The 20,342-nt window shown below is 64.1% G+C and carries 19 protein-coding genes; 2 read left to right on the top strand and 17 right to left on the bottom strand.

Features of this window, described 5'->3' with window-relative positions:
* Nucleotides 1–11 precede the first annotated feature (11 nt).
* The 4 genes from LB564_RS07620 to LB564_RS07605 all read right to left on the bottom strand — a co-directional run bounded on the left by LB564_RS07620 (nucleotide 12) and on the right by LB564_RS07605 (nucleotide 4,167).
* On the bottom strand, nucleotides 12–1,286 hold the full coding sequence (locus LB564_RS07620; RefSeq protein ID WP_224536299.1) for a cysteine desulfurase-like protein: 1,275 nt from the start codon (nucleotides 1,284–1,286) through the stop codon (nucleotides 12–14).
* Between the two features lie 48 nt (nucleotides 1,287–1,334).
* On the bottom strand, nucleotides 1,335–2,009 hold the full coding sequence (locus tag LB564_RS07615) for an amino acid ABC transporter permease (RefSeq protein ID WP_224536297.1): 675 nt from the start codon (nucleotides 2,007–2,009) through the stop codon (nucleotides 1,335–1,337).
* Between the two features lie 163 nt (nucleotides 2,010–2,172).
* Nucleotides 2,173–2,970 carry an ABC transporter substrate-binding protein gene (locus LB564_RS07610; protein ID WP_224536295.1) on the bottom strand — a complete coding sequence of 266 codons (798 nt, stop codon included), beginning with the start codon at nucleotides 2,968–2,970 and terminating at the stop codon, nucleotides 2,173–2,175.
* A gap of 420 nt (nucleotides 2,971–3,390) precedes the next feature.
* A complete protein-coding gene (locus LB564_RS07605; RefSeq protein WP_224536292.1) occupies nucleotides 3,391–4,167 on the bottom strand; it encodes an HpcH/HpaI aldolase family protein in 777 nt (258 codons plus the stop codon).
* A gap of 120 nt (nucleotides 4,168–4,287) precedes the next feature.
* On the opposite strand from LB564_RS07605, the gene LB564_RS07600 reads away from it, so the two are divergent.
* Nucleotides 4,288–5,379, top strand: a complete 1,092-nt coding sequence (locus tag LB564_RS07600) for an LLM class flavin-dependent oxidoreductase (protein ID WP_224536290.1) — start codon at nucleotides 4,288–4,290, stop codon at nucleotides 5,377–5,379.
* Between the two features lie 24 nt (nucleotides 5,380–5,403).
* Here the strand turns inward: LB564_RS07600 and LB564_RS07595 are convergent, their stop codons facing one another.
* The 13 genes from LB564_RS07595 to LB564_RS07535 form a co-directional block, all read right to left on the bottom strand.
* On the bottom strand, nucleotides 5,404–5,799 hold the full coding sequence (locus LB564_RS07595) for a RidA family protein (RefSeq protein ID WP_224536289.1): 396 nt from the start codon (nucleotides 5,797–5,799) through the stop codon (nucleotides 5,404–5,406).
* A gap of 70 nt (nucleotides 5,800–5,869) precedes the next feature.
* Nucleotides 5,870–7,018: an acyl-CoA dehydrogenase family protein gene (locus LB564_RS07590; protein WP_224536286.1), complete on the bottom strand. Its 1,149-nt coding sequence runs from the start codon at nucleotides 7,016–7,018 to the stop codon at nucleotides 5,870–5,872.
* A gap of 230 nt (nucleotides 7,019–7,248) precedes the next feature.
* Complete coding sequence (locus LB564_RS07585; protein WP_224536284.1) at nucleotides 7,249–8,061, bottom strand: enoyl-CoA hydratase family protein; 813 nt, start codon at nucleotides 8,059–8,061, stop codon at nucleotides 7,249–7,251.
* Nucleotides 8,058–8,528 carry a MarR family winged helix-turn-helix transcriptional regulator gene (locus LB564_RS07580; protein WP_224536282.1) on the bottom strand — a complete coding sequence of 157 codons (471 nt, stop codon included), beginning with the start codon at nucleotides 8,526–8,528 and terminating at the stop codon, nucleotides 8,058–8,060. Before LB564_RS07580 ends, LB564_RS07585 begins: the two co-directional genes overlap by 4 nt.
* Nucleotides 8,522–9,295 (bottom strand): SDR family NAD(P)-dependent oxidoreductase, encoded by a 774-nt coding sequence (locus LB564_RS07575; RefSeq protein ID WP_224536279.1) that lies wholly within the window; start codon nucleotides 9,293–9,295, stop codon nucleotides 8,522–8,524. Before LB564_RS07575 ends, LB564_RS07580 begins: the two co-directional genes overlap by 7 nt.
* Entirely contained in the window at nucleotides 9,292–11,586 is a 2,295-nt protein-coding gene (locus tag LB564_RS07570; RefSeq protein WP_224536278.1) for a bifunctional salicylyl-CoA 5-hydroxylase/oxidoreductase, read from the bottom strand. Before LB564_RS07570 ends, LB564_RS07575 begins: the two co-directional genes overlap by 4 nt.
* Before the next feature lie 143 nt (nucleotides 11,587–11,729).
* Nucleotides 11,730–12,329 (bottom strand): VOC family protein, encoded by a 600-nt coding sequence (locus tag LB564_RS07565; RefSeq protein WP_224536276.1) that lies wholly within the window; start codon nucleotides 12,327–12,329, stop codon nucleotides 11,730–11,732.
* Between the two features lie 77 nt (nucleotides 12,330–12,406).
* Entirely contained in the window at nucleotides 12,407–13,237 is an 831-nt protein-coding gene (locus LB564_RS07560; protein WP_224536274.1) for an ATP-binding cassette domain-containing protein, read from the bottom strand.
* Entirely contained in the window at nucleotides 13,230–14,108 is an 879-nt protein-coding gene (locus tag LB564_RS07555; RefSeq protein WP_224536272.1) for an ABC transporter ATP-binding protein, read from the bottom strand. Before LB564_RS07555 ends, LB564_RS07560 begins: the two co-directional genes overlap by 8 nt.
* Nucleotides 14,105–14,953 carry an ABC transporter permease gene (locus tag LB564_RS07550; RefSeq protein ID WP_140706386.1) on the bottom strand — a complete coding sequence of 283 codons (849 nt, stop codon included), beginning with the start codon at nucleotides 14,951–14,953 and terminating at the stop codon, nucleotides 14,105–14,107. The genes LB564_RS07555 and LB564_RS07550 overlap by 4 nt, the downstream gene beginning before the upstream one ends.
* Nucleotides 14,946–15,953: an ABC transporter permease gene (locus LB564_RS07545; RefSeq protein WP_224536270.1), complete on the bottom strand. Its 1,008-nt coding sequence runs from the start codon at nucleotides 15,951–15,953 to the stop codon at nucleotides 14,946–14,948. The genes LB564_RS07550 and LB564_RS07545 overlap by 8 nt, the downstream gene beginning before the upstream one ends.
* Before the next feature lie 88 nt (nucleotides 15,954–16,041).
* A complete protein-coding gene (locus LB564_RS07540) occupies nucleotides 16,042–17,571 on the bottom strand; it encodes an ABC transporter substrate-binding protein (RefSeq protein ID WP_224536268.1) in 1,530 nt (509 codons plus the stop codon).
* A 109-nt stretch (nucleotides 17,572–17,680) separates the two neighbouring features.
* The gene (locus tag LB564_RS07535) at nucleotides 17,681–19,255 is read right to left on the bottom strand and encodes a phytoene desaturase family protein (protein WP_224536267.1); all 1,575 of its coding nucleotides are present in this window, start codon (nucleotides 19,253–19,255) and stop codon (nucleotides 17,681–17,683) included.
* Nucleotides 19,256–19,374: 119 nt separating this feature from the next.
* Here LB564_RS07535 and LB564_RS07530 point away from each other — a divergent pair, with 119 nt between their 5' ends.
* Nucleotides 19,375–20,166 (top strand): cyclase family protein, encoded by a 792-nt coding sequence (locus LB564_RS07530; RefSeq protein WP_224536264.1) that lies wholly within the window; start codon nucleotides 19,375–19,377, stop codon nucleotides 20,164–20,166.
* Nucleotides 20,167–20,342 lie beyond the last annotated feature (176 nt).

The raw sequence follows: 20,342 nt of genomic DNA, 5'->3' as shown, positions 1-20,342 counted from the left end.
GGCCCATCCGGTTACGACAGCTTGGCGATGATAGCGCGCAGCGCCTCGCCGAATTTGTGGATCTCCTTGACCGTGTTGTAATGCACCAGCGAGGCGCGGATGGCGCCGCTGTCCATGCTGAGGTTGAGGCGTTTCATCAGGCGGGGCGCATACATATGGCCGTCGCGGATGCCGATCTGCAGCTCGGCCATTTCCTCGACGATCCGCTGCGGCGACAGCTTGCCGATGTTGAAGCAGAAGGTCGGCACGCGCTCGGTGATGCGGGCCTCGTCGGCGACGCCGTAGATGGTCGCGCCGCAGCCCTTCAGCACGCCCATCATCTCGCGCGCCAGCAGCAACTCATATTCGCGGATGGCGCCCATGCCGGCGACGATGTTCTCGCGCCGCGAGCGGTTGTTGGAGGGTGCCAGATTGCGGCCGATCAGTTCCAGATACTGCACGGCGGCATCCATGCCCGATACGTTCTCGTAGATGAATGTGCCGGCCTCGACCTTGTAGGGCGGCTCGTCCGGAATGAAATCCTCCCGGAAGGTCGGCAGCCGCTTCAGCGTCTCGAAGCGGCCCCAGAGGAAGCCCATATGCGGCGAGAAGTTCTTGTAGCCGGAGCAGACGAGATAGTCGCAATCCCAAGCCTGCACGTCGATCAGCCCGTGCGGTCCGTAATGCACGCAGTCGAGAAAGACTTCGGCGCCTGCTGCATGCGCGATGTCAGCGACGGACGCGACATCGACGATCGAGCCGATCGAATGCGCCGTCACCGTGCAGGCGACGAGGCGGGTGCGGTCCGAAACCAGCGGCCTGAGATCGTCGACATGCAGATTGCCATCCTCGCGCATGCGCCACCACTTGAACTTGGCGCCGGCCGATTCCAGCGCCAGCCAGGTGGCGATGTTGGCGTCATGGTCCATGTCGGTGACGACGATCTCATCGCGTTCAGAGAGCATCTGGCCGATTCCGAGGCTGACCAGGCGGATGAAGGAGGTGGCGTTCATGCCGAAGCAGATTTCGGACGGGTTGTATGCGTTGATCAGCAAGGCGACGCTGGTCCGGGCGTCGGCGACCGACTGGTCGACGGTGACGCTGCGGCCATAGCGGCCGCCGCGCTGTACATTGTGCGAAACCAAATGGTTGGTCACCGCGTCGAGCACGCTCTGCGGGATCTGCGCCCCGGCGGCGTTGTCCATGAAGATGAAATCGCCCGCCCGCTGCAGAGCGGGAAACATGGCGCGAATGGTGCCGACGGGGAACGCTGAGGCGTTCGCTGTGTCGGTTTGATGCTTGTTCATGGGGTAGGCTCCTACAAAGGACTTGGCGGTTCGGATTGGTTTGCGAGGTCAGCGTGTCTTCTCGGTCTTGAAGCGGGCTTCAAGCAGGCTGACGAGGCGGACCATCGGCCAAAGGAAAATGAGATAGACCAGTGCGGCGCCGATCAGCGGCGAGGGGTTGGCGTAGAGCGACTGGGCGTTGGTCGCTTCCTTCAAGAGTTCCGGCAGCGCCACGGTGGAGGCCAGCGACGTGTCCTTGAACATCGAGACGCAGTTGCTGGTCATCGGCGGGATGACCACGCGCACCGCCTGCGGCAGCACCACCTTGCGCAAGGTCAAAAGGAACGGCAGGCCAAGCGCCTGCGCCGCTTCGAACTGGCCGCGCGGAATGCTCTCTATGCCGGAACGGAAGACTTCGGCGGAATAGGCCGACATGATGATGGCGAACGCGGTCACCGCCGACGCCCAGGACGACAGCCGTATGGCGAGGAAAGGCAGCGCGTAATAGATCAGGATCAGCACCACCAGCACCGGCAGCGCGCGAAAAATGTCGGTGTAGCCGACCACCAGCCAGCGCACCGGCTTCGGCGCGTAGAGCCGCAACAGGCTGATCCCCAGGCCGATGGGAATGCCAATGCCTATGCTGAGCAGGCCAAGCAGCAGCGTGTTCAGGAAGCCGCGCAGCAGTGCCGGCAGGCTCGACGCGATGACGTCGGCGTTAAAGAAAGTGTCGATCAGCGACATCAGGGCATTCCCGAATGGTGTTGCGTCATCCGACGCCAGAGCCCGACCCGGAATATCAAGATCGGCTTTGCCGAACGGATGCCGGTCCCGGGAAGGTTATGCGTGAAAAACGGGACGTGCCGACCCCTTGGGGCCGGCACGCCTTCCGTCCGTTGGCCGCCGCTCAGGCCTTGGGCAGTGGCATTTCCTTGACGGTCGAGGAATCTGCTGGGGCGTCACTGCCGAACCACTTTTTATGGATCGCGGCCAACGTGCCGTCCTTCTTCATCGCCGTCAGCGCGTCGTTGAGTTTGCCGAGCAGCGGATGATCCTTGGTCATCATCAGGCCGTACTGCTCGCCGGTCTTGATGCGCTGCTTGACCTTCAGGTCCTTCATCTTGGTGAAGGAATATTCCATGCCGGGAATGTCGCTGACAGCGGCATCGATACGGCCGGCGCTAAGGTCGAGCAAAAGGTTCTGCTGCGTGTCATAGCCCTTCACGTCGCTGAAGCCGTCGGCTTCCTGATGCGCCTTGACCCAGGTCTCGCCGGTCGAGCCGGAGAGCACGCCGACGATCTTGCCCTTGAGGTCGGCTTCGGCATTGATCGCGCTGTCGGACTTGGTGGCGATGCCCATGTCGGAATCATAATAGGGCTGGGTGAAGGATTGCGACTTCAACCGCTCCGGCGTGATGGTGATCGAGGAGATGGCGACGTCGATGCGCTTCGAGGTGGTCGCGGCGAACAGCGCCTGGAAGCCGAGATCGGCGATGTCGGTGGTCATGCCGATGCGCTTGGCCGCTTCGTTGACGATGTCGACCTCAAAACCCTCGAACGTGCCGCTCTCGTTCTTGTATTCGAAGGGTGGGTTGGTCGGGTAGGCGCCGACATTGAGCACATCGGCGGCAAAGGCGGTTGCCGGTCCGGCGGCGATGCCGATTGCCGCGGCGAAAAGGATGAGATTGCGACGGTTGAGCTTCATTGGTGGTCCCTCTGGGGTGTTCCCTCTGGTTGTTGATCGGGCGGGCTGCCCCGCACGGTTTGTTGCCGTCCCGCCTCCCAGCGGGGCGTCAATTCATAGTAGCGACCATGCGCACGGGCGCGGCCGCGATCTGGTCTTGGTCGCATGCGCATTCACGCTGAAATTGGCGATGATATCGATATGCAGGTCGCGGATCTGGGCGCATATGCCATCGAAAGCATAGCGCGCTGGACGATGACTGGGGCAGCACAAACGACAAAGGACTGAAACCCCTCCCACCCGGAGCACCGCGACGAACTGCCGGGAAACCCTCCAGCCCGACAGTCGGCATCGACTTTGAATGCTATCCAAAGCGCCGCGCTTTTCAAGGTAAAAGTTTTAAGCTTAAAAAAGTTTCTCGGCTGCCCGCTCGACCGGGCGCTAGCGGGGGCCTTCCTGCTCCAGTTCGGCGCGGGCGGCGCTATAATTGGCCGCGGCGCCCGCGCCGAGAAACATCGTGTCGCTGGCCAGGACGAAAAAGCTGGCGCCGATGGCTGCCCATTGGCCGACGGTCTGCGGGCTGGCGCAGAATATGCCGGAGGTCTTGCCGTGCGCGATCGTCACGCCAATGATCCTGCTGATCGCATCCGTGAGCTTGTCTGCGCCCTTCGGTCCGATCGCATCGATCGATACGGAGAGATCGCCGGGCCCGACGAAGATCACGTCGACGCCGTCGACATCGGCGATCGCCTCGATGTTGGCCAACCCCTCGGCGGTCTCGACCTGGACAGCGACGACGATCCTGTCATTGGCGCCGGCCAGATATTGCGGAATGCGATAGCCATAGCCGGCCGCGCGGCCGGGTCCGACGCCGCGCTCGCCCAACGGCGGATACCGCGAAGCCGTCACCGCCATCTCAGCTTGGGCCGCGGTCGAGACGCGTGGCACCAGCACGCCCTGCGCGCCGCTGTCCAGCGCCGCCTGGATGGCTTCCGGCGCATGGCCGGGAACGCGCACCATCGCCGGCACGCGGTGGACATCGGCGGCGCGCACCATACTCTCGATCATGTCGCGCGAGATCTGGGCATGCTCCCAGTCGATGCAGAGGAAGTCGAGACCGGACAGCGCCATCACCTCGACCGCGACGGGATGCGGGATGGCGGCGAAGGAGCCGACGAGGTTGGCCTTGCCGATACACTTCTGGCGAAACTCGCTCATGCCAATCCCTTTCTCATCCCGCCAAATTCATATCGGCAAACCAGCGCGAGGCGAAGCTGTTTCATGCTTGAAATATTTTCGCGGAGCCGTAGCGTGCGATCTTCGCCGGGAGGTCGCGACATGAACAAAGCACATCCGTTGCAAGGCACCAACAAACTCAAGCTTGGCGTCTTCTCGACCAACGCCGATGGCGGCCTTGCCATATCGGATGTGCCTGAACGCTGGACGGCGAGCTGGCAGGACAATCTGACGGCCGCCCAGATCGCCGACCGCGCCGGGCTGGAGTTCATGTTGCCGATCGCACGCTGGCGTGGCTTTGGCGGCCGCAACAAGGTCAGGGAAATGTCTTTCGAGACCTTCACCTGGGCGGCGGCGCTCAGCGTGGCCACCGACCGCATCGGCCTGTTCATGACAGTGCACGTGCCGCTTGTGCATCCGCTCTATGCCGCCAAGGCGCTGGCGACCGTCGACCACATCAGCCAGGGCCGTGCCGGGTTGAACATCGTCTGCGGCTGGAACCCGAAGGAATTCGGCATGTTCGGCACGCCGCTGGTCGAGAAGGGTTACGACCAGGCGGCCGAATGGCTCGAAATTCTGGAGAAGCTCTACGCGTCGGCGGAGCCGCTCGACTATCAAGGCACCTATTATCACCTCAAGGAAGCGGTCAGCCGGCCGGCCAGCCTGCAGCTTCCGCGCCCGGTCACCATGAACGCCGCTTTCGGCGGCCCGGGCCGCGATTTCGCCGCCGCCAGATGCGATTATCTGTTCACGACTTTTTCCGAGATGAGCGATGCCGGCAAGCATGTCGCCGATATCAGCGAGCGGGCCGACAAGGTTGGCCGGGAGGTCGGCGTCTACACCGTGGCGCATGTCGTCTGCCGCCCGACCATGGAAGAGGCGCAGGCCTATTATAAAAGATATGCCGTCGATCTTGCCGATCACGAGGCGGTCGATGCGCATATGGCGGGAAAAAAGGAATTCTCGCAGTCGCACGACCCGCATGCCTATGACGCCTACCGCCAGCGTTTCGCCGGCGGCGCCGGCACCTATCCGCTGATTGGGACGCCGCAAACGATTGCCGCCGACATGGCCGCCATATCAAAGCACGGCTATCAGGGCATCGCCCTGTCCTTCGTCAACTACACGCAGGAATTGCCCTATTTCTGCGACCACGTGCTGCCGCTGCTGAGGCAGGCCGGGCTTCGCGAATAAGATATTCCGGGGAAAGCGAATTCTTTATTCCGGAATAACGGCGGTCGCCTGGATCTCCACCTTGGCGCGGTCCTCGACCAACGCCACCACCTGCATGGCGGCCATCGCCGGGAAATGCCGGCCGATCACGTCGCGATAGGCCTCGCCGATGCCCTTCAGGTTGCCGAGATATTCGGCCTTGTCGGTAAAATACCAGGTCATCGAGGTGATGTGCCTTGGCTCCGCGCCGGCCTCGGCCAGCACCGCGACAATGTTCTGGAGCGTCTGCCGCACCTGGCCGGCGAAATCGTCGGTCTCGAACTGGCATTGCCCGTTCCAGCCGACCTGTCCGCCGACGAAGACGAGCCTGCCGCGCGCCGCTACGCCATTGGCGTAGCCGACCGGTTTTGCCCAGCCTTCCGGCTGCAGGATCTCGTGCATGTCGTCTCTCCGCCTGTCCAATATCGGGTCCGCAATATCCGTGTCGAAAAATTCCGTGGTCGCGACCTGTTCAGGCCGCGCCCATCACTTGCCGCGCGATCACCACCTTCTGCACGTCCGAAGCGCCCTCATAAATGCGCAGCGCGCGGATCTCGCGATACAGGCTCTCGATGATGTGGCCCTTGCGGACGCCGTCGCCGCCATGCAGTTGCACCGCTTTGTCGATCACCTCCTGCGCCTTGTCGGTGGCGAACAGCTTGGCCATCGCCGCTTCGCGCGTCACCCGCGCGGCGCCCATATCCTTGGTCCAGGCGGCGCGGTAGACGAGAAGGGCAGTGGCATCGACGTCGAGCGCCATGTCGGCGATATGGCCCTGCACCATCTGCAATTCCGCCATCGGCGCGCCGAACAGCTTGCGCCCGGCGACTCTGTTGATGCTTTCATCGAGCGCCCGGCGGGCAAAGCCGAGTGCCGCCGCGCCGACCGTCGAGCGGAACACGTCCAGCACCGACATGGCGATGCGAAAGCCGTCGCCCGGCCTGCCGATCAGCGCCGAGACCGGCAGCCGGACCTGGTCGAAGGAAAGCCGCGCCAGCGGGTGCGGCGCGATCACTTCCAGCCGCTCGGCGATGCCAAGTCCCTTGGCGTCGCCCGGCACGATGAATGCCGAAAGCCCTTTGGCGCCCGGCGCTTCGCCGGTGCGGGCAAAGACGACGTAGAGATCGGCGATGCCGCCATTGGAAATCCAGGTTTTTTCACCGGACAAAACATAGCTGTCGCCCTCGCGGGTCGCCGTCATCTCGGTGTTGGCAACGTCAGACCCGGAGCGCGGCTCCGACAGGGCAAAGGCGGAGATCGCCTTGCCGGCGCGGGTCTTTGCCAGCCATTGCTGCTGGTCAGCCGTTCCGAAAAGGCTGAGCGCACCGGTGCCGAGCCCCTGCATGGCAAAAGCGAAGTCGGCGAGCCCGTCATGGCGCGCCAGCGTCTCGCGGGTGATGCAGAGCGCGCGTACATCGAGTGGTCCCGGATTGCCGGTGTCGAGCGCCGTCGGCTTCAGCCAGCCGTCCCGGCCAAGCATGGCCACCAACTCGCGGCAGGCGGCATCGACGTCGTGATGATCGACGGGCAGGTTTTTCGCGCACCAGGCGTCGAGTTGTTCGGCCAATTGGCGATGGCGGTTTTCGAAGAACGGCCAGTTCAGGAAAGAGCGGTCAGGCATGGATACCTCCGCAATTCTGCGAGGTCTGCACTCTACGGCGCCCCCCTCTGTCCTGCCGGACATCTCCCCCTCTGGGGGGGAGATTGGCAGCTTGCGCGCCGGGTCCCATCCTGCGGTGCTGGCGATTGGCGAAAGCGGCGATGACAGCCGATCTCCCCCCTAGAGGGGGAGATGTCCGGCAGGACAGAGGGGGGCGCTGTCCCGCCAGCGTCTCCAAAGAAGCGCTCATCTCAATTCCCCTCGAACACCGGCTTTTCCTTGGCCACGAATGCCCGATACGCCCGTTCGAAATCCCGCGTCTGCATGCAGATCGCCTGCGCCTGTGCTTCCGCCTCGATAGCCTGGTCGAGGCCCATCGACCATTCCTGGTTGAGCTGCGTTTTGGTGATGCCGTGGGCGAAGGTCGGGCCCGAGACGATGCGGGCCGCCATCTCCAGTGCATCGGCCTCGAGCGCCGCCGCATCGACCAGCCTGTTGTAGAAGCCCCAGCGCTCGCCTTCCGTCGCCGTCATGGTTCGGCCGGTGTAGAGCAGTTCGGCGGCGCGGCCCTGGCCGATGATGCGCGGCAGGATCGCGCAGGCGCCCATGTCGCAGCCGGCAAGACCGACGCGGGTGAACAGGAAGGCGGTCTTGGCCTCCGGCGTGGCGATGCGGATGTCGGAACTCATGGCGATGATGGCGCCAGCGCCGACCGCCACCCCATCGACCGCGGCGATGATCGGCTTGCCGCAATTCAGCATCGCCTTGACGAAATCGCCGGTCATGCGGGTGAAGGCCAGGAGCTGCTTCATGTCCATCTTGACCAGCGGGCCGATGATGTCGTGGACGTCGCCGCCCGAGCAGAAATTGCCGCCATTGGACAGGAACACCACGGCGTCGACGTCGTCGGCATAGACGAGATCGCGAAACGTGTCGCGCAGCTCGGCATAGCTGTCGAAGGTCAGCGGGTTCTTGCGCTCCGGCCGGTCGAGCCGGACCTTGGCGATCCTGCCCTCGACCTCCCACAGGAAATGCTTCGGCTTGAGGCCGGCCATTGCGGTCATTCGCGTCCCTCCCAGTTGCTGCGGAACGAGGTCAGCATGCCGGTCAGCCGGCGCGCATCCTCCTCGCTGACCTTGCCCAGCAATTCACCGATCCAGCCCTCATGCGCGGCGGCGATGATGGCGAAGGACTTCGTGCCCTCCTCGGTCAACCGCACCATCGAGGTGCGGCGGTCGCCATTGCGGCGCGCACGCGCCACCAGCCCTTCGGAAACCAGCCGGTCGACGATGCCGGTGACATTGCCGTTGGAGACCAGCAGGAAGCGCGACAGGTCGCTCATCAGCATGCCTTCCGGCGCCCGGTAAAGTGCCGCCATCACGTCGAAGCGCGGCAGCGTCGTATCGAATTCTTTCTTCAGGCGCTCGCGCAGTTCGGCCTCGATTGTGCGTGAGGCGCGCAGCAGCCTGATCCAAAGACGCAGCCGGTCCTTGCCGGGTCCCGATGGCACGGGCAGGGGGCCGGCTACCATGTTTCACCTCCCGAGATCGAAATCGCTTGTCCGGTGATCGATTGCGCCGCGTCGCCACACAGCCAAAGCACGGCTTCGGCAATTTCCAGCGGCTGGATGAAACGGCCCTGCGGGTTGGTCGAGGCAAGGCTCGCTCTTGCCTGTTCTGCGGAGCGTCCGGTCTTTTCGACGATGCGCTGGATGGATTCCTCCAACATGTCGGTCTCGACGAAGCCCGGACACACCGCATTGACGGTGACCCCGGATTTCGCCGTCTCGGCGGCAAGCGCCCGCATCAACCCGATGACGCCATGCTTGGCCGCCACATAGGGCGCGACGTAGGCGTAGCCTTTCAGCCCGGCGGTCGAGGCTATGAAAACGATGCGGCCTGCCTTGCGCGCGGCCATGCCGGCCAGCGCCGGCTTCACCGTCAGGAAGGCTCCGGTCAAATTGACGTCGAGCGTCCGCTGCCAGTCGGCAAGCGTAGTCTTGTGCGCAGGCGTGCTGCCGGCCATGCCGGCATTGGCGACGACGATGTCGAACGGTCCGCGCGCGGCCTCCGCCTGGGTGTAGAGCCCGGCCATCGCCGCCTCATTGGTGACGTCGGCGGCAATGCCATGGATGCGAGCGTTCTCGCCAGCCACCTTGGCGAGTTCAGCTTCGCGACGCCCACATATGGTCACATCGACACCAGCCTCGGCCAGTGTCAGCGCGATGGCCCGGCCGACGCCGGATCCACCGCCGGTGACCAGCGCGTGCTTGCCGGGGATCGTCGCTGCCACCGTCATACTTTCAGCCCCGCCGCCGCATCGCGCTCGGCCAGCCGGTAGATTTGGTCGCGTCCGGGCAAATAGGGATCCGGCCATTTGACGCCTCGGTCGCCGAGCGTCACCGCCGCATGCAGCGTCCAGTAGGGATCGGCGAGATGCGGCCGCGCCAGCGCGACCAGATCGGCGCGGCCGGCCATCAGGATCGAATTGACATGGTCGGGCTCGTAGATGTTGCCGACAGCCATCGTCGCCATGCCGACCTCGTTGCGGATGCGGTCGGAAAACGGCGTCTGGAACATGCGGCCGTAGACCGGCTTGGCGGCAACCGACGTTTGGCCGGCCGAGACGTCGCAGATATCGACGCCGGCCTCATGCAGCAGCTTTGCGATCTCGACGGCATCGGCGGGCGTGACGCCTTCGATGCCGACCCAGTCATTTGCCGAAATGCGCACCGAGATCGGCTTTCCCTCCGGCCAGGCCGCTCGCACCGCGTGGAAGATTTCGAGGGGGTAGCGCATGCGGTTTTCCAGCGAACCGCCATATTCATCCGTGCGCCGGTTGGTGACCGGGGTGATGAAGGACGACAGGAGATAGCCATGCGCGGCATGGATCTCCAGCATGTCGAAGCCGCAGCGATCGGCCATTTCGGCCGAGGCCACGAACTGGTCGCGCACCAAATCCATGTCGGCGCGGTCCATCGCCTTCGGCACCTGATTCTGCGGCGACCACGCGACGGCCGATGCCGCCATGACAGGCCAGTTGCCCGAGGCGAGCGGCACGTCGGTGCCTTCCCAGCCGACACGGGTCGAACCCTTGGCGCCGGAATGGCCGATCTGGGCGCAGATCCTGGCGTCGGTTTCGGTATGGACGAAATCGACCAGCCGCTTCCACGCCACCTCATGTTCGGGCGCGTAGAAGCCGGGGCAGCCCGGCGTGATCCGCCCTTCCGGGCTGACGCAGGTCATCTCGATATAGACGAGGCCTGCGCCGCCCTTGGCGCGTTCGGCATAGTGGGTGAAATGCCAGTCGGTCGGGCAGCCGTCGACGGCCTTGTACTGCGCCATCGGCGAGACGACGACGCGGTTGTTGAGCCTGAGGTCGCGCAGCTTGAAAGGCGCGAACATCGGCGCCCGGCGCAGCCTGTTGCCGCCGGCACCGGCCTGGCGCTGAAACCACTCTTCCGCGCTTTCAAGCCATTCGGCATCGCGCAGCCGCAAATTCTCGTGGCTGATGCGTTGCGATCGGGTCAAGAGCGAATAGTTGAACTGCACCGGATCGAGGCCGAGATAGCGCTCGACCTCCTCGAACCATTCCAGCGAATTGCGTGCCGCCGATTGCAGCTTCAGCACCTCGGTGCGGCGCGCATCCTCATATTTGCGGAACGCGGCCTCGAGGTCCGGTTCGGTCTCGACATACTCGGCCAGCGCCACCGCGCTCTCCAGCGCGAGCTTGGTGCCGGAGCCGATCGAGAAATGCGCCGAGGCCGCCGCGTCGCCCATCAGCGCCAGATTCTTGTAGGACCAGCGCTCGCACAGCACGCGCGGGAAATTGATCCAGGCCGAGCCCCTGATGTGGTTGGCATTGGTCATCAGCGCATGGCCGCCAAGATGTTTGGCGAAGATACGCTCGCACACCGCGATGGACTCCTGCTGCGACATCGCGCCGAAGCCGAAGGCGGCCCAGGTCTGCTCGCTGCATTCGACGATGAAGGTCGCGGTCTCGCTGTCGAACTGGTAGGCGTGCGCCCACACCCAGCCATGCTCGGTCTTCTCGAATATGAAGGTGAAGGCGTCGTCGAATTTCTGGTTGGTGCCGAGCCAGACGAACTTGCATTTGCGCGTGTCGATGTCGGGCTTGAATATATCGACGAAGCTGTTGCGCGCCCTGGAGTTCAGCCCGTCGGCGGCGACGACGAGGTCATGCGTCTCCATATAGGGTTTTGGGGCGGCGATGTCGGTTTCGAACATTAGCTTGACGCCAAGTTCGCGCGCGCGCCGCTGCAAGAGGACCAGCAGCCGCTTGCGGCCGATGCCGCAGAAACCGTGGCCCGATGAGACCGTCCGCACGCCGTCATGGATGACGGCGATGTCGTCCCAATAGGCGAAATGCTTTTTGATCCAGACGGCGCTGACCGGATCATTCTCAGCGAGATTGTCGAGCGTCTCGGCCGACAGCACCACGCCCCAGCCGAACGTGTCGTCGGCGCGATTGCGCTCGAACACCGTCACGTCGTGCGCGGCGTCCCTCAGTTTCATCGAAATGGCAAAGTAGAGGCCGGCTGGTCCGCCGCCGAGAACCGCAACCTTCATCCGTGCGATCTCCTCTTCGCTTGCTATGCCTCAGTATCGCGCCGGAGGTAAGATATTTCAAGCTTAAAGTTTTATGTCGAAATGATTAGGCGGGGATTGCCTGGCGCGCTCGCGTGACGTCCCTGCAAGCGCGCCCCGGCAGATCATTTCTCCGGGTTCTTCGGGCTCCACAGCACGGTCTCGGCGCCCTTCTCGTAGGCCATGCCGTCGGGATAGCTGATCGCTTCCAGCTGCAATCCCCACGGCGCCTGGAAATAGAGGATGGTCTGGCCGGCGGCGGGCCCTTCCTTGACCGGCAGCGGCCCCAATCTCGTCTTGACGCCCTTGCCATCGAGATAGGCTTTGGCGGCGGCGACGTCATCGACGTAAAGGGCGATATGGAAGCCGCCAATGTCGCTGTTCTTCGGCGTCAGATCCTTCTGGTCGGGCGCGGTGTATTTGAACAGCTCGATGTTGGATCCATAGCCGCAGCGCACCATGGTGACCTCTTCGATGACAGCCTTCGGATCGACGCCGAGCAGGTCCTGCATGAAAGTGCCCTTGTCGTCGGCGAACGGGCCGAACGACATCGCCTTCTTGCAGCCGACCACTTCGGTGAAGAAATCGACCGCCTGCTTCATGTCGGGAACCGTGATGCCGGTATGGTCGTGGCCGCGCATGCCAGGGATCGAATCCGCCGAGGCCGCTCCCATCGAGCCGAACAGGATCGCGGCAAGCATCGTGCCGCGGGTTGCGTAGTTCATGTTACCCTCCGTTCGCGGGCTGATTTCGCCCCCATGCACGTCCGAGGCCCGCTCTTCGGCGTGCGGGATGAACAGTCTTATGCCGGCGCCTTCGCGGGCGGCCGCAGCCAGTCCGCATCGATCTCGGGAAGCGGAATGGCGGCAAGCAGGTCTCGCGTGTAAGTCTCCCTGGGATTGTCGAACAGCGCATCGGTAGCGCTCGCCTCGACGATGCTGCCCTCGCGCATGACGATCACCTGTTGGCAAAGCCGCCGGATGACCGACAGATCGTGGCTGATGAAGGCGATCGTCAGGCCCATCTCCGCCGCGAGCTTCTCCAGCAAGGTGAGGATCTGCGCCTGCGTCGAGACGTCGAGCCCGGAGACGATCTCGTCGGCCAGCACGAATTTCGGGGATAGCGCCAGGGCGCGTGCAATGCCGACGCGCTGGCGCTGGCCGCCCGACAGTTGGTGGCGGTAGCGGCTGGCGAAGCTCTGCGGCAGGCCGACGCGTTGCAGTGCCTCGGCGACGCGCGCTTTCAGATTGTCGCCAAGTCCATTCTGCTTCAGCGGCGCGGCGATGATGCTGGCGATGGTGCGGCGCGGGTTGAGCGACGACATCGGATCCTGAAAAATCATCTGCAGGTCGCGGCGCAGCGGCCGCAACCCGGCCTCCGGCAGGTGGGTGATGTCGCGGCCTTCGAAACGAATCTCGCCGGCGCTCGGCTCCAGCAGCCGCACCAGCGCACGGCCAAGCGTCGATTTGCCGGATCCGGATTCGCCGACGATTCCGGTCACCGAGCCCTTGGGCAGGTCGAAGTCCAGGCCTTTCAGGATTTCGGCCAGCGGCGCGCGCCCGATCAGCGGCTTGCGCGTCATGTCGGGCAGCGCGACCTTCAGCCCGCGCACGGAAAACAGCGGCTCAGCCATGCGGGCGCCTCCATGCCTGGTCGGCCGCCGCGATCTCGGCCGCAAGCCCGGCCAGCACCGTTTCGTCCACGGGTTTCAGCGACGCGAAGGGGGCGGTGTAGCGCGGCGTCGCGGCCATCAGCGAGCGCGTGTAGGGATGCCGAGGTGCGGCAAAGAGGTCAGCGGTCTCGGCCTCTTCCACCACCTTGCCGGCATAGAGCACCGACACTTTCTGGCTGATCTTGGCGACGACGCCGAGATCATGGGTGACGAACAGGATCGCGGTGCCGTGCTCGCGCTGCAACGCGGCGATCAGCCGAAGGATCTGCTTTTGCACGGTGACGTCGAGCGCCGTGGTTGGCTCGTCGGCAACGATCAGCCGTGGCTCGGCGGCGAAGGCTGCGGCAATCAGCACGCGCTGGCGCATGCCGCCGGACAGTTCGTGCGGATAGCTCTTCAGCACGCGGTCGGGATCGCGGATCTGCACTTCGTCCAGCAATTGCCGGACGCGCTTGTCCGCCTTGTCGCCACTCCAGCCCAGGATGCGCACCAGCCGGTCGGTCATCTGCGGGCCGATGCGGCGCGACGGGTTGAGCGCTGTCAGCGGGTCCTGCGGGATCAGCGCGGTGCGCGCGCCGATCAGCGTGCGCCGCGCTTTTGGCGGGAGTTTGCCGAGGTCTTCGCCCTCGAGCCTCATATCGCCTTCGACGATCCGTACGCTCGACGGCAAAACGCCAAGCACCGCCTTGCCGATCATCGTCTTGCCGGCGCCGCTCTCGCCGACCAGCGCGCGCACTTCGCCGGGTTGCACAGTGAGCGAGACAGAGCGCAGCACGCGCTGGCCGTTGGCCAGCACGGCGCTCAGATTGGCGATGTCGAGACAGGCGCTCATCGCAGCACCGGATCGAAACGCGTCTTCAGCGCCTCGCCGAACTGGCTGAACGACAGCACGGTCAGGATCAGCGTGATCAGCGGGAACACCAGCACCCACCAGGCCTGATGGATCGACAGCCGGCCCTCGGCGATGATGCCGCCCCAGGTCGGATCGTCGGTCGAGATCGACAGATTGACGAAGGATAGGATCGCCTCGACGATGACGGCGATGCCCATTTCCAGCGACAGCAGCGCCACGATCGACGGCACCACGTTGGGCAGCACTTCGCGCAGCATGATGCCGATGCGGCCGTAGCCGGCGATGCGCGCATTCTCGACATAGTCCATGCGTGACTGCCCCATCGCCTCGGCGCGGATCACGCGGCAGAAGCGCGTCCAGTCGATGATCGCGATGGCGAGGATGACCGAGCTCAGGCCCGTTCCGAGCACGGCGACCAGGAGGATGGCGAACAGCACCGGCGGAAACGCCATCCAGATGTCGACGATGCGCGAGATGATGCGATCGGCCCAGCCGCCGAAATAGCCCGCGATCAGTCCCAGTGTCGAACCGACGACGCACGCCGCGATGGCTGCTGCAAAGGCGACGATGAAGGCGATGCGGCCGCCGAAGATCAGCCGGGACAAGAGATCGCGGCCGAGACTGTCGGTGCCAAGCCAATAGCCCGGCTCGGCGCCATCGAGCCAGAACGGCGGCAGGCGCTCCAGCATCAGATCCTGCGCCAGCGGATCCTGCGGCGCGACCAGCGGCGCGAAGATCGCGGCCAGCAGTGCCAGCAGCAGCCAGCCGCCGGCCAGCCACAGTCTCGGGCTCAATCGGCGCCTGATGATGCGTGCCTCATCCATGGCGCAGCCTCGGATTGAGCAGCGCATACATCATGTCGACGACGAGGTTGATCAGCACGAACAGCAGCGCGAAGACCAGCACGATGCCCTGGATCAACGGCAGGTCGCGGTTGATGACGGCGTCGATCGCCATGTTGCCGAGCCCCTCATAGGAGAACAGCCGCTCGACGATGACGGTGCCGCCGATGAGGAAAGTGAACTGCACGCCGATCAGGGCCAGTGTCGGCAGCGCGGCGTTCTTCAGCGCCTCGCGCAGGATGACCTGCGTTTCCGAAAACCCCTTGACCCGCGCCAGCACGACATAGTCGAGGTCGAGCACTTCCTTCAGCGACTGTTTGAGAAGCTGCGCGATGATCGCCGCCAGCGGCAGCGCCAATGCGACGGCCGGCATGAGCATGTGTTTCAGGAGGTCCCAGGTCAGGTCGAAGCGCAGCCGCAGCAAGCTCTCGAAGAAATAGAACTGGGTGACGAAGGGCAGGTCGAGTTGCGGCGACACCCGGCCCGAAATGTCGAAGATCGGCACCAGCACGCCGAACAGCAGGATCAGCACCAGGCCCCAGAGGAAGTCGGGGATGGAAAGGGCGGCGCCGCTGGCGATATCGATGCCGGCTTCGACCGCCGTACCGCGCTCTCGGGCGCCAAGTATCGCCGTCGTGCCGCCGATCGCCACCGCCATGAGGAGCGCTACGATGGCGAGCTCCAGCGTTGCCGGCAGCCGGTTGAAGACCAGGCCAAGCACGTCTTGCCGCAGCGAAATCGAGGTGCCGAAATCGCCCCTGACGACGCCGGACAGCCATATGAAGAACTGCTCGACGATGGTCTTGTCGAGCCCGTAGAGCGCGCGCAGCCGGGCGATATCGGCATCCGTCGCGCCCGGCGGCAGCATCATGGCGATCGGATCGCCGGGCGCGATGCGGATCACGACAAAAACGACGACGGCCACGCCGAACAGCGTGATCAGCATCGTCAGCAGACGAATCAGGAATCGTTGCAGGAGCATGTAAATCTTTGCAGGAGCCCGTGGGCTCGTATGCCGATGGAAATGCGCGCCGTCATTGGCGACGGCGCGCGGCAATTCCAGGCCTATATCAGGCCGGCGTCATCAAGGCCGGCAGCAGTGCACCGGAAATATGCTGGACGACTTTAACGCCCTTGGCATGCACGATCGGCTGCGCGAACTGCACCACCGGCAGCACATAGGCCTGCTCGGCGATGTATTTGTCGACCGCCTTCCAGCCGGCGATGCGCTTGGCCTCGTCCTTTTCGCCCCACAGCGGACCGATCTTGGCATCGAGGTCGTCGGTCTTCCACGACGAGTGCGGCGACGGGCCGAACATGGCGAAACCGGTCGACGTCGTCGGGTCGCCGATGGCGTTGCCCCAGTTGTAGAAGGCCGCCGGCGCCAGCTTGTGCGCGGCGCGCAGCTCATAGTGTTTGGCGATCTCATAGACTTCGATGGTTGCCTCGATGCCGACCTTGCGCCACATGCCGACGATCGCCTGCACCATCTCATAGTCCTTGGGCTTGAAGCCCTTGGTCGTCTGGATGGTGATCTTGGCCGGTTTTTCAGGCGAATAACCGGAGGCCTTGAGCAATTCCTTGGCCTTTTCCGGATTGTGCTCGACCTTGATCGACGGGTCGTAGGCGGCATATTCCGGCGTTTCCAGCGTATCGATCGGCTGGCCGTAGCCGCGCAGCAGCCGCTTGACCAGCAGCTCCTTGTCGACGGACATCACGGCCGCCTGGCGGACATTCTTGTCCAGCATGGCGTCCTTGTTGTTGAAGAAGATCATGCCGATGTCGGACACGTTCTTGATCGAGCCGGCAAGTCCGTCCTTGGCGATCAGTCGATCGTATTCCTCATAGGGGATTTCGAGCGTCACCTGCGAGGAGCCGGATTCGATCTCGGCGACGCGGCTTGCGGCGTCGGTGACGAACTTGATCGTCACATTATCGAAGGCCGGCTTGCCGCCCCAATAGTCCGGGTTGGCCTTCAGCCGCAGGAAGGCGTTGCGCTCGAATTTCTCCACCATGTAGGGACCGGTGCCGATCGGCGCCTTCTCGAAGCCCTCCGCGCCGACCTTCTCGTAATAGGCCTTGGGCAGGATGTAGCCGGTCAGGAACGACATCCACTTGAAATAGACCGGGTCGAACTGCACCACGTCGCCAGTGATCTTGTTGCCGTCGATCTTGAAATTGTTGACGTTCTTCCAGACGAACTGGATCGGGTTGCCGGTCTTTTCGTCGCCCGCGCGCTGCAGCGACCAGACGACGTCTTCCGGTGTGAAGGGCGAGCCGTCATGCCACTTCACACCCTCGCGCACCGTCATCATCACCTTGGTGCGGTCGTCGTTCCAGCCCCATTCGGTGAGCAGGCCCGGCGCGAAGGACAGGTCCGGCTTCTGCGGTATGAACTGGTCGAACACCGACTGGTAGAGACCCTGGATGGTCGGGTTGACCGCCGAGGGTCCGGTGGTCGGATCCCAGGACGGCAGGTTGACGTTGTAGGCGATGGTCAGCTCGCCGGCTGCGGCGTTGGCGATCTTTGGCAGGCCGACGGCCGCCACGCCAAGTGCCGCGGCACTGTATCCCAGCAATTCGCGTCTGTTGATTGTCATGGTCGTTCCCCTTGTTGTTTGTTGTCTTTGCGCAGCAATGTCAGGTCATTGATTCAGGCTTCGTGGGCAGCAGCGCTTGCCTCTCGTCGCCTCTGTGAAGTCGTCGGGCCTACCTCCCGCCAAGCTGTTGCGCGAGCATGAAGCCGGAGGCCGCACCCGTGCCGGCGCCGGGCCATGTCGCGGCGCCCGTCAGATGCAGATTGCCGACCGGAGTGTTCCAGCCGGCATAGCCGCGCGCCGGGCGGAACAGGAAATTCTGTGCCAGATGATGGCTGCCGCAGACCTGGTCGCCGCCCACGAGGTTCGGGTTCTCGCGTTCGAGATCGATCGGCGAAAACACCGCCCGGCCGAGGATTTTCGCACGCAGGCCGGGTGCGTAGGTTTCGATGATGTCGAGCACGCGTTCGGCGTAGGCCTCCTTGACCTGGTCCCAGTGCGCCGGCGCGATCTTGCCCGCGGCGTCGCCCAGGATTTCGGCCGGCAGCATGCGCACCTGTATCCACAGTACATGCTTGCCCTCGGGCGCCCGCGACGGATCGACCGCGGTCGGCTGGCCGACGACCAGAACCGACTCGTCCGGCAGCAGGCCTGCCATCGCCTGCTGATAGGTGCGCGACATCTGGTCGAGCGATGGCGCTAGATGGACATAGGCGAACTGACGCAGCTCTGCCCCGGCGCGCCAGTCGGGCAAAGTGTCGAGCGCCAGATGGATCATCATCGTGCCCGGTGCATACCGGAATTTCCGCATCGCCGTGTCGAAGCCGGCGTCACCGGAACCGTTTGGCAGCAGCTTGCCGGTCAGCGCCTTGGGCGCGACGCCGGCGATGACCGCCCTGGTGGCGCTATGCGTTTCGCCGGATGCGAGCCGCACGCCCGTCGCCTTGCCGCTGGAGACCGTGATCTCGGCGACGTCGGCGCCGGTGACGATCTTGCCGCCGGCCGATGTCACCATGCCGGCCAGCGCCTTGATGATCGCGTCGGCGCCACCCTTGCCCAGCACCATGCCAAAGCTCTGATTGGCCATCGATTCCAGATAGGGGAACACCGCGCCGCCGGCGATGTCGGGCGCAAAGTCGAGATGCATGCCCCAGGTGGCGAGCGTTGCCCGAACATGCGGCGACTCGAAGTTCTCCTCAAGCCATGCGCGCGGCGACGACAAAAGCAGGCGCCCGGTATCGAGTGCGCCGGCGATGCCCTTCTTGCGCCACAAGTTCCAGGCTGTGCTTGCAAGCGCGCGGGCGCTCATCGGCGATCCCAGCAGTCGGAACAGGTGCTCGGCCTCCCCGGGAAAGGCGGCAACCAGCCTGCGCCATGTCGCGGCGTCGGCGGCTGAAAAGGCGGCCATGCGACCGGCGGTCTTTTCCAGATCGTTGCTGACGCCGAACCAGCGCCCATCCGGAAAGGCGCTGGCGAAACAATCGGCGACCGGTGCGAACTCCAGTCCCTGCGCTTTCAATTCATTTGCATATTTCCGGTGAAAGGCGGAGCCGGCAAACAGGCTCAGATTCATCGCGCCGAAGTCGTGACGGAAGCCGGGAAGGGTGAATTCGCGGGTTTGCACCGCGCCGCCAATTGTTGCGTTGCGCTCGAAAATGCCGGTTTTCCAGCCTTTGAGCGCCAAATGCGCGGCGCATGCCAGACTGTTGTGGCCCGCCCCGACAAAGATGGCGTCGAACTCGCTCACGCCCCGTTCCCATTTCCTTTATGCTTAAAGATAATTGCAGATGCATATGTTTTCGTCTAGTAGGTATATTAAGGGCCGAGACGAGCCTTGATCATGTCAGACAAGAGGGAACAGAGACCATGGACACGCAAAAACTCCTCGGCGAAGTCGCCGGCCAGCTGCTTTCTGGCGCCATCAAGGTGGTCGACCTGTCGGCGCCGCTCGGGCCCGATACGCCGCTGATCAAGCTGCCGCCGGAACTCGCCGTAGACACGCCGAAGGTCGAAATCCACAACATCTCCCGCTACGACAAGAACGGTCCATGGTGGGCCTGGAACTGGCTTAAGCTCGGCGAGCATTCGGGCACCCATTTCGATGCGCCGCAACATTGGATCAGCGGCAAGGATTATCCGGACGGCGCCACCGACACCATTCCGGCGCAGAATTTTGTCGGCCCGGTCAATGTCATCGACTGCTCCAAGGAAGCTGCCACCGATCACGATTTCCTACTCACCGTCGACCACATCAAGGCATGGGAAGCCAAGCATGGCGCGATCAACGCCGGCGAGTGGGTGGTGATGCGCACCGACTGGTACAAGCGCAATGGCTCGGAAGCCGAGTTCCTCAACGCCAACGAGACGGGCCCGCACACGCCCGGCCCGACGGCCGAAGCCATCCAGTTCCTGATCAGCAAGGACATCAAGGGCTGGGGCTCGGAGACGATCGGCACCGATGCCGGCAAGGCCGGCGGCATGGAGCCGCCGTTCCCGGCGCACACGCTGATGCACAAGGCCAACCGCTACGGCCTGGCCAGTCTCTGCAATCTCGACCAGTTGCCGCCGAAAGGCGCGATCCTGATCGCGGCGCCGCTCAAGATCGAACACGGCACCGGCAGCCCGATCCGCGCGCTGGCACTTGTGGCGGGGAAATAAGGGAGCGGTCTTCGGGAGAAGATCATGGTCGCAGTCGATGTCAGATTGATGGGTGGGGAGCGGCAGCCTTGCAGCGCCGGCGCTTACCCCCCTCTGTCCTGCCGGACATCTCCCCCTCAAGGGGGGAGATTGGCAGCTTCGTCACCCCGCTCAATCCTGCGTCGTGTACAAGTGGC

Source organism: Mesorhizobium sp. ES1-6 (genome assembly GCF_020164775.1).
In the GTDB taxonomy this organism is placed as follows: domain Bacteria; phylum Pseudomonadota; class Alphaproteobacteria; order Rhizobiales; family Rhizobiaceae; genus Mesorhizobium.
The sequence above is the reverse complement of the archived record's forward strand: the minus strand, read 5'-3'. Positions and strand labels throughout refer to the sequence as shown.

Excerpts from the sequence above, each read along its gene's own strand:
- LB564_RS07620 (WP_224536299.1), bottom strand. The coding sequence starts at position 1,286 with ATGAACAAGCATCAAACCGACACAGCGAACGCCTCAGCGTTCCCCGTC.
- LB564_RS07615 (WP_224536297.1), bottom strand. The coding sequence starts at position 2,009 with ATGTCGCTGATCGACACTTTCTTTAACGCCGACGTCATCGCGTCGAGC.
- LB564_RS07610 (WP_224536295.1), bottom strand. The coding sequence starts at position 2,970 with ATGAAGCTCAACCGTCGCAATCTCATCCTTTTCGCCGCGGCAATCGGC.
- LB564_RS07605 (WP_224536292.1), bottom strand. The coding sequence starts at position 4,167 with ATGAGCGAGTTTCGCCAGAAGTGTATCGGCAAGGCCAACCTCGTCGGC.
- LB564_RS07600 (WP_224536290.1), top strand. The coding sequence starts at position 4,288 with ATGAACAAAGCACATCCGTTGCAAGGCACCAACAAACTCAAGCTTGGC.
- LB564_RS07595 (WP_224536289.1), bottom strand. The coding sequence starts at position 5,799 with ATGCACGAGATCCTGCAGCCGGAAGGCTGGGCAAAACCGGTCGGCTAC.
- LB564_RS07590 (WP_224536286.1), bottom strand. The coding sequence starts at position 7,018 with ATGCCTGACCGCTCTTTCCTGAACTGGCCGTTCTTCGAAAACCGCCAT.
- LB564_RS07585 (WP_224536284.1), bottom strand. The coding sequence starts at position 8,061 with ATGACCGCAATGGCCGGCCTCAAGCCGAAGCATTTCCTGTGGGAGGTC.
- LB564_RS07580 (WP_224536282.1), bottom strand. The coding sequence starts at position 8,528 with ATGGTAGCCGGCCCCCTGCCCGTGCCATCGGGACCCGGCAAGGACCGG.
- LB564_RS07575 (WP_224536279.1), bottom strand. The coding sequence starts at position 9,295 with ATGACGGTGGCAGCGACGATCCCCGGCAAGCACGCGCTGGTCACCGGC.
- LB564_RS07570 (WP_224536278.1), bottom strand. The coding sequence starts at position 11,586 with ATGAAGGTTGCGGTTCTCGGCGGCGGACCAGCCGGCCTCTACTTTGCC.
- LB564_RS07565 (WP_224536276.1), bottom strand. The coding sequence starts at position 12,329 with ATGAACTACGCAACCCGCGGCACGATGCTTGCCGCGATCCTGTTCGGC.
- LB564_RS07560 (WP_224536274.1), bottom strand. The coding sequence starts at position 13,237 with ATGGCTGAGCCGCTGTTTTCCGTGCGCGGGCTGAAGGTCGCGCTGCCC.
- LB564_RS07555 (WP_224536272.1), bottom strand. The coding sequence starts at position 14,108 with ATGAGCGCCTGTCTCGACATCGCCAATCTGAGCGCCGTGCTGGCCAAC.
- LB564_RS07550 (WP_140706386.1), bottom strand. The coding sequence starts at position 14,953 with ATGGATGAGGCACGCATCATCAGGCGCCGATTGAGCCCGAGACTGTGG.
- LB564_RS07545 (WP_224536270.1), bottom strand. The coding sequence starts at position 15,953 with ATGCTCCTGCAACGATTCCTGATTCGTCTGCTGACGATGCTGATCACG.
- LB564_RS07540 (WP_224536268.1), bottom strand. The coding sequence starts at position 17,571 with ATGACAATCAACAGACGCGAATTGCTGGGATACAGTGCCGCGGCACTT.
- LB564_RS07530 (WP_224536264.1), top strand. The coding sequence starts at position 19,375 with ATGGACACGCAAAAACTCCTCGGCGAAGTCGCCGGCCAGCTGCTTTCT.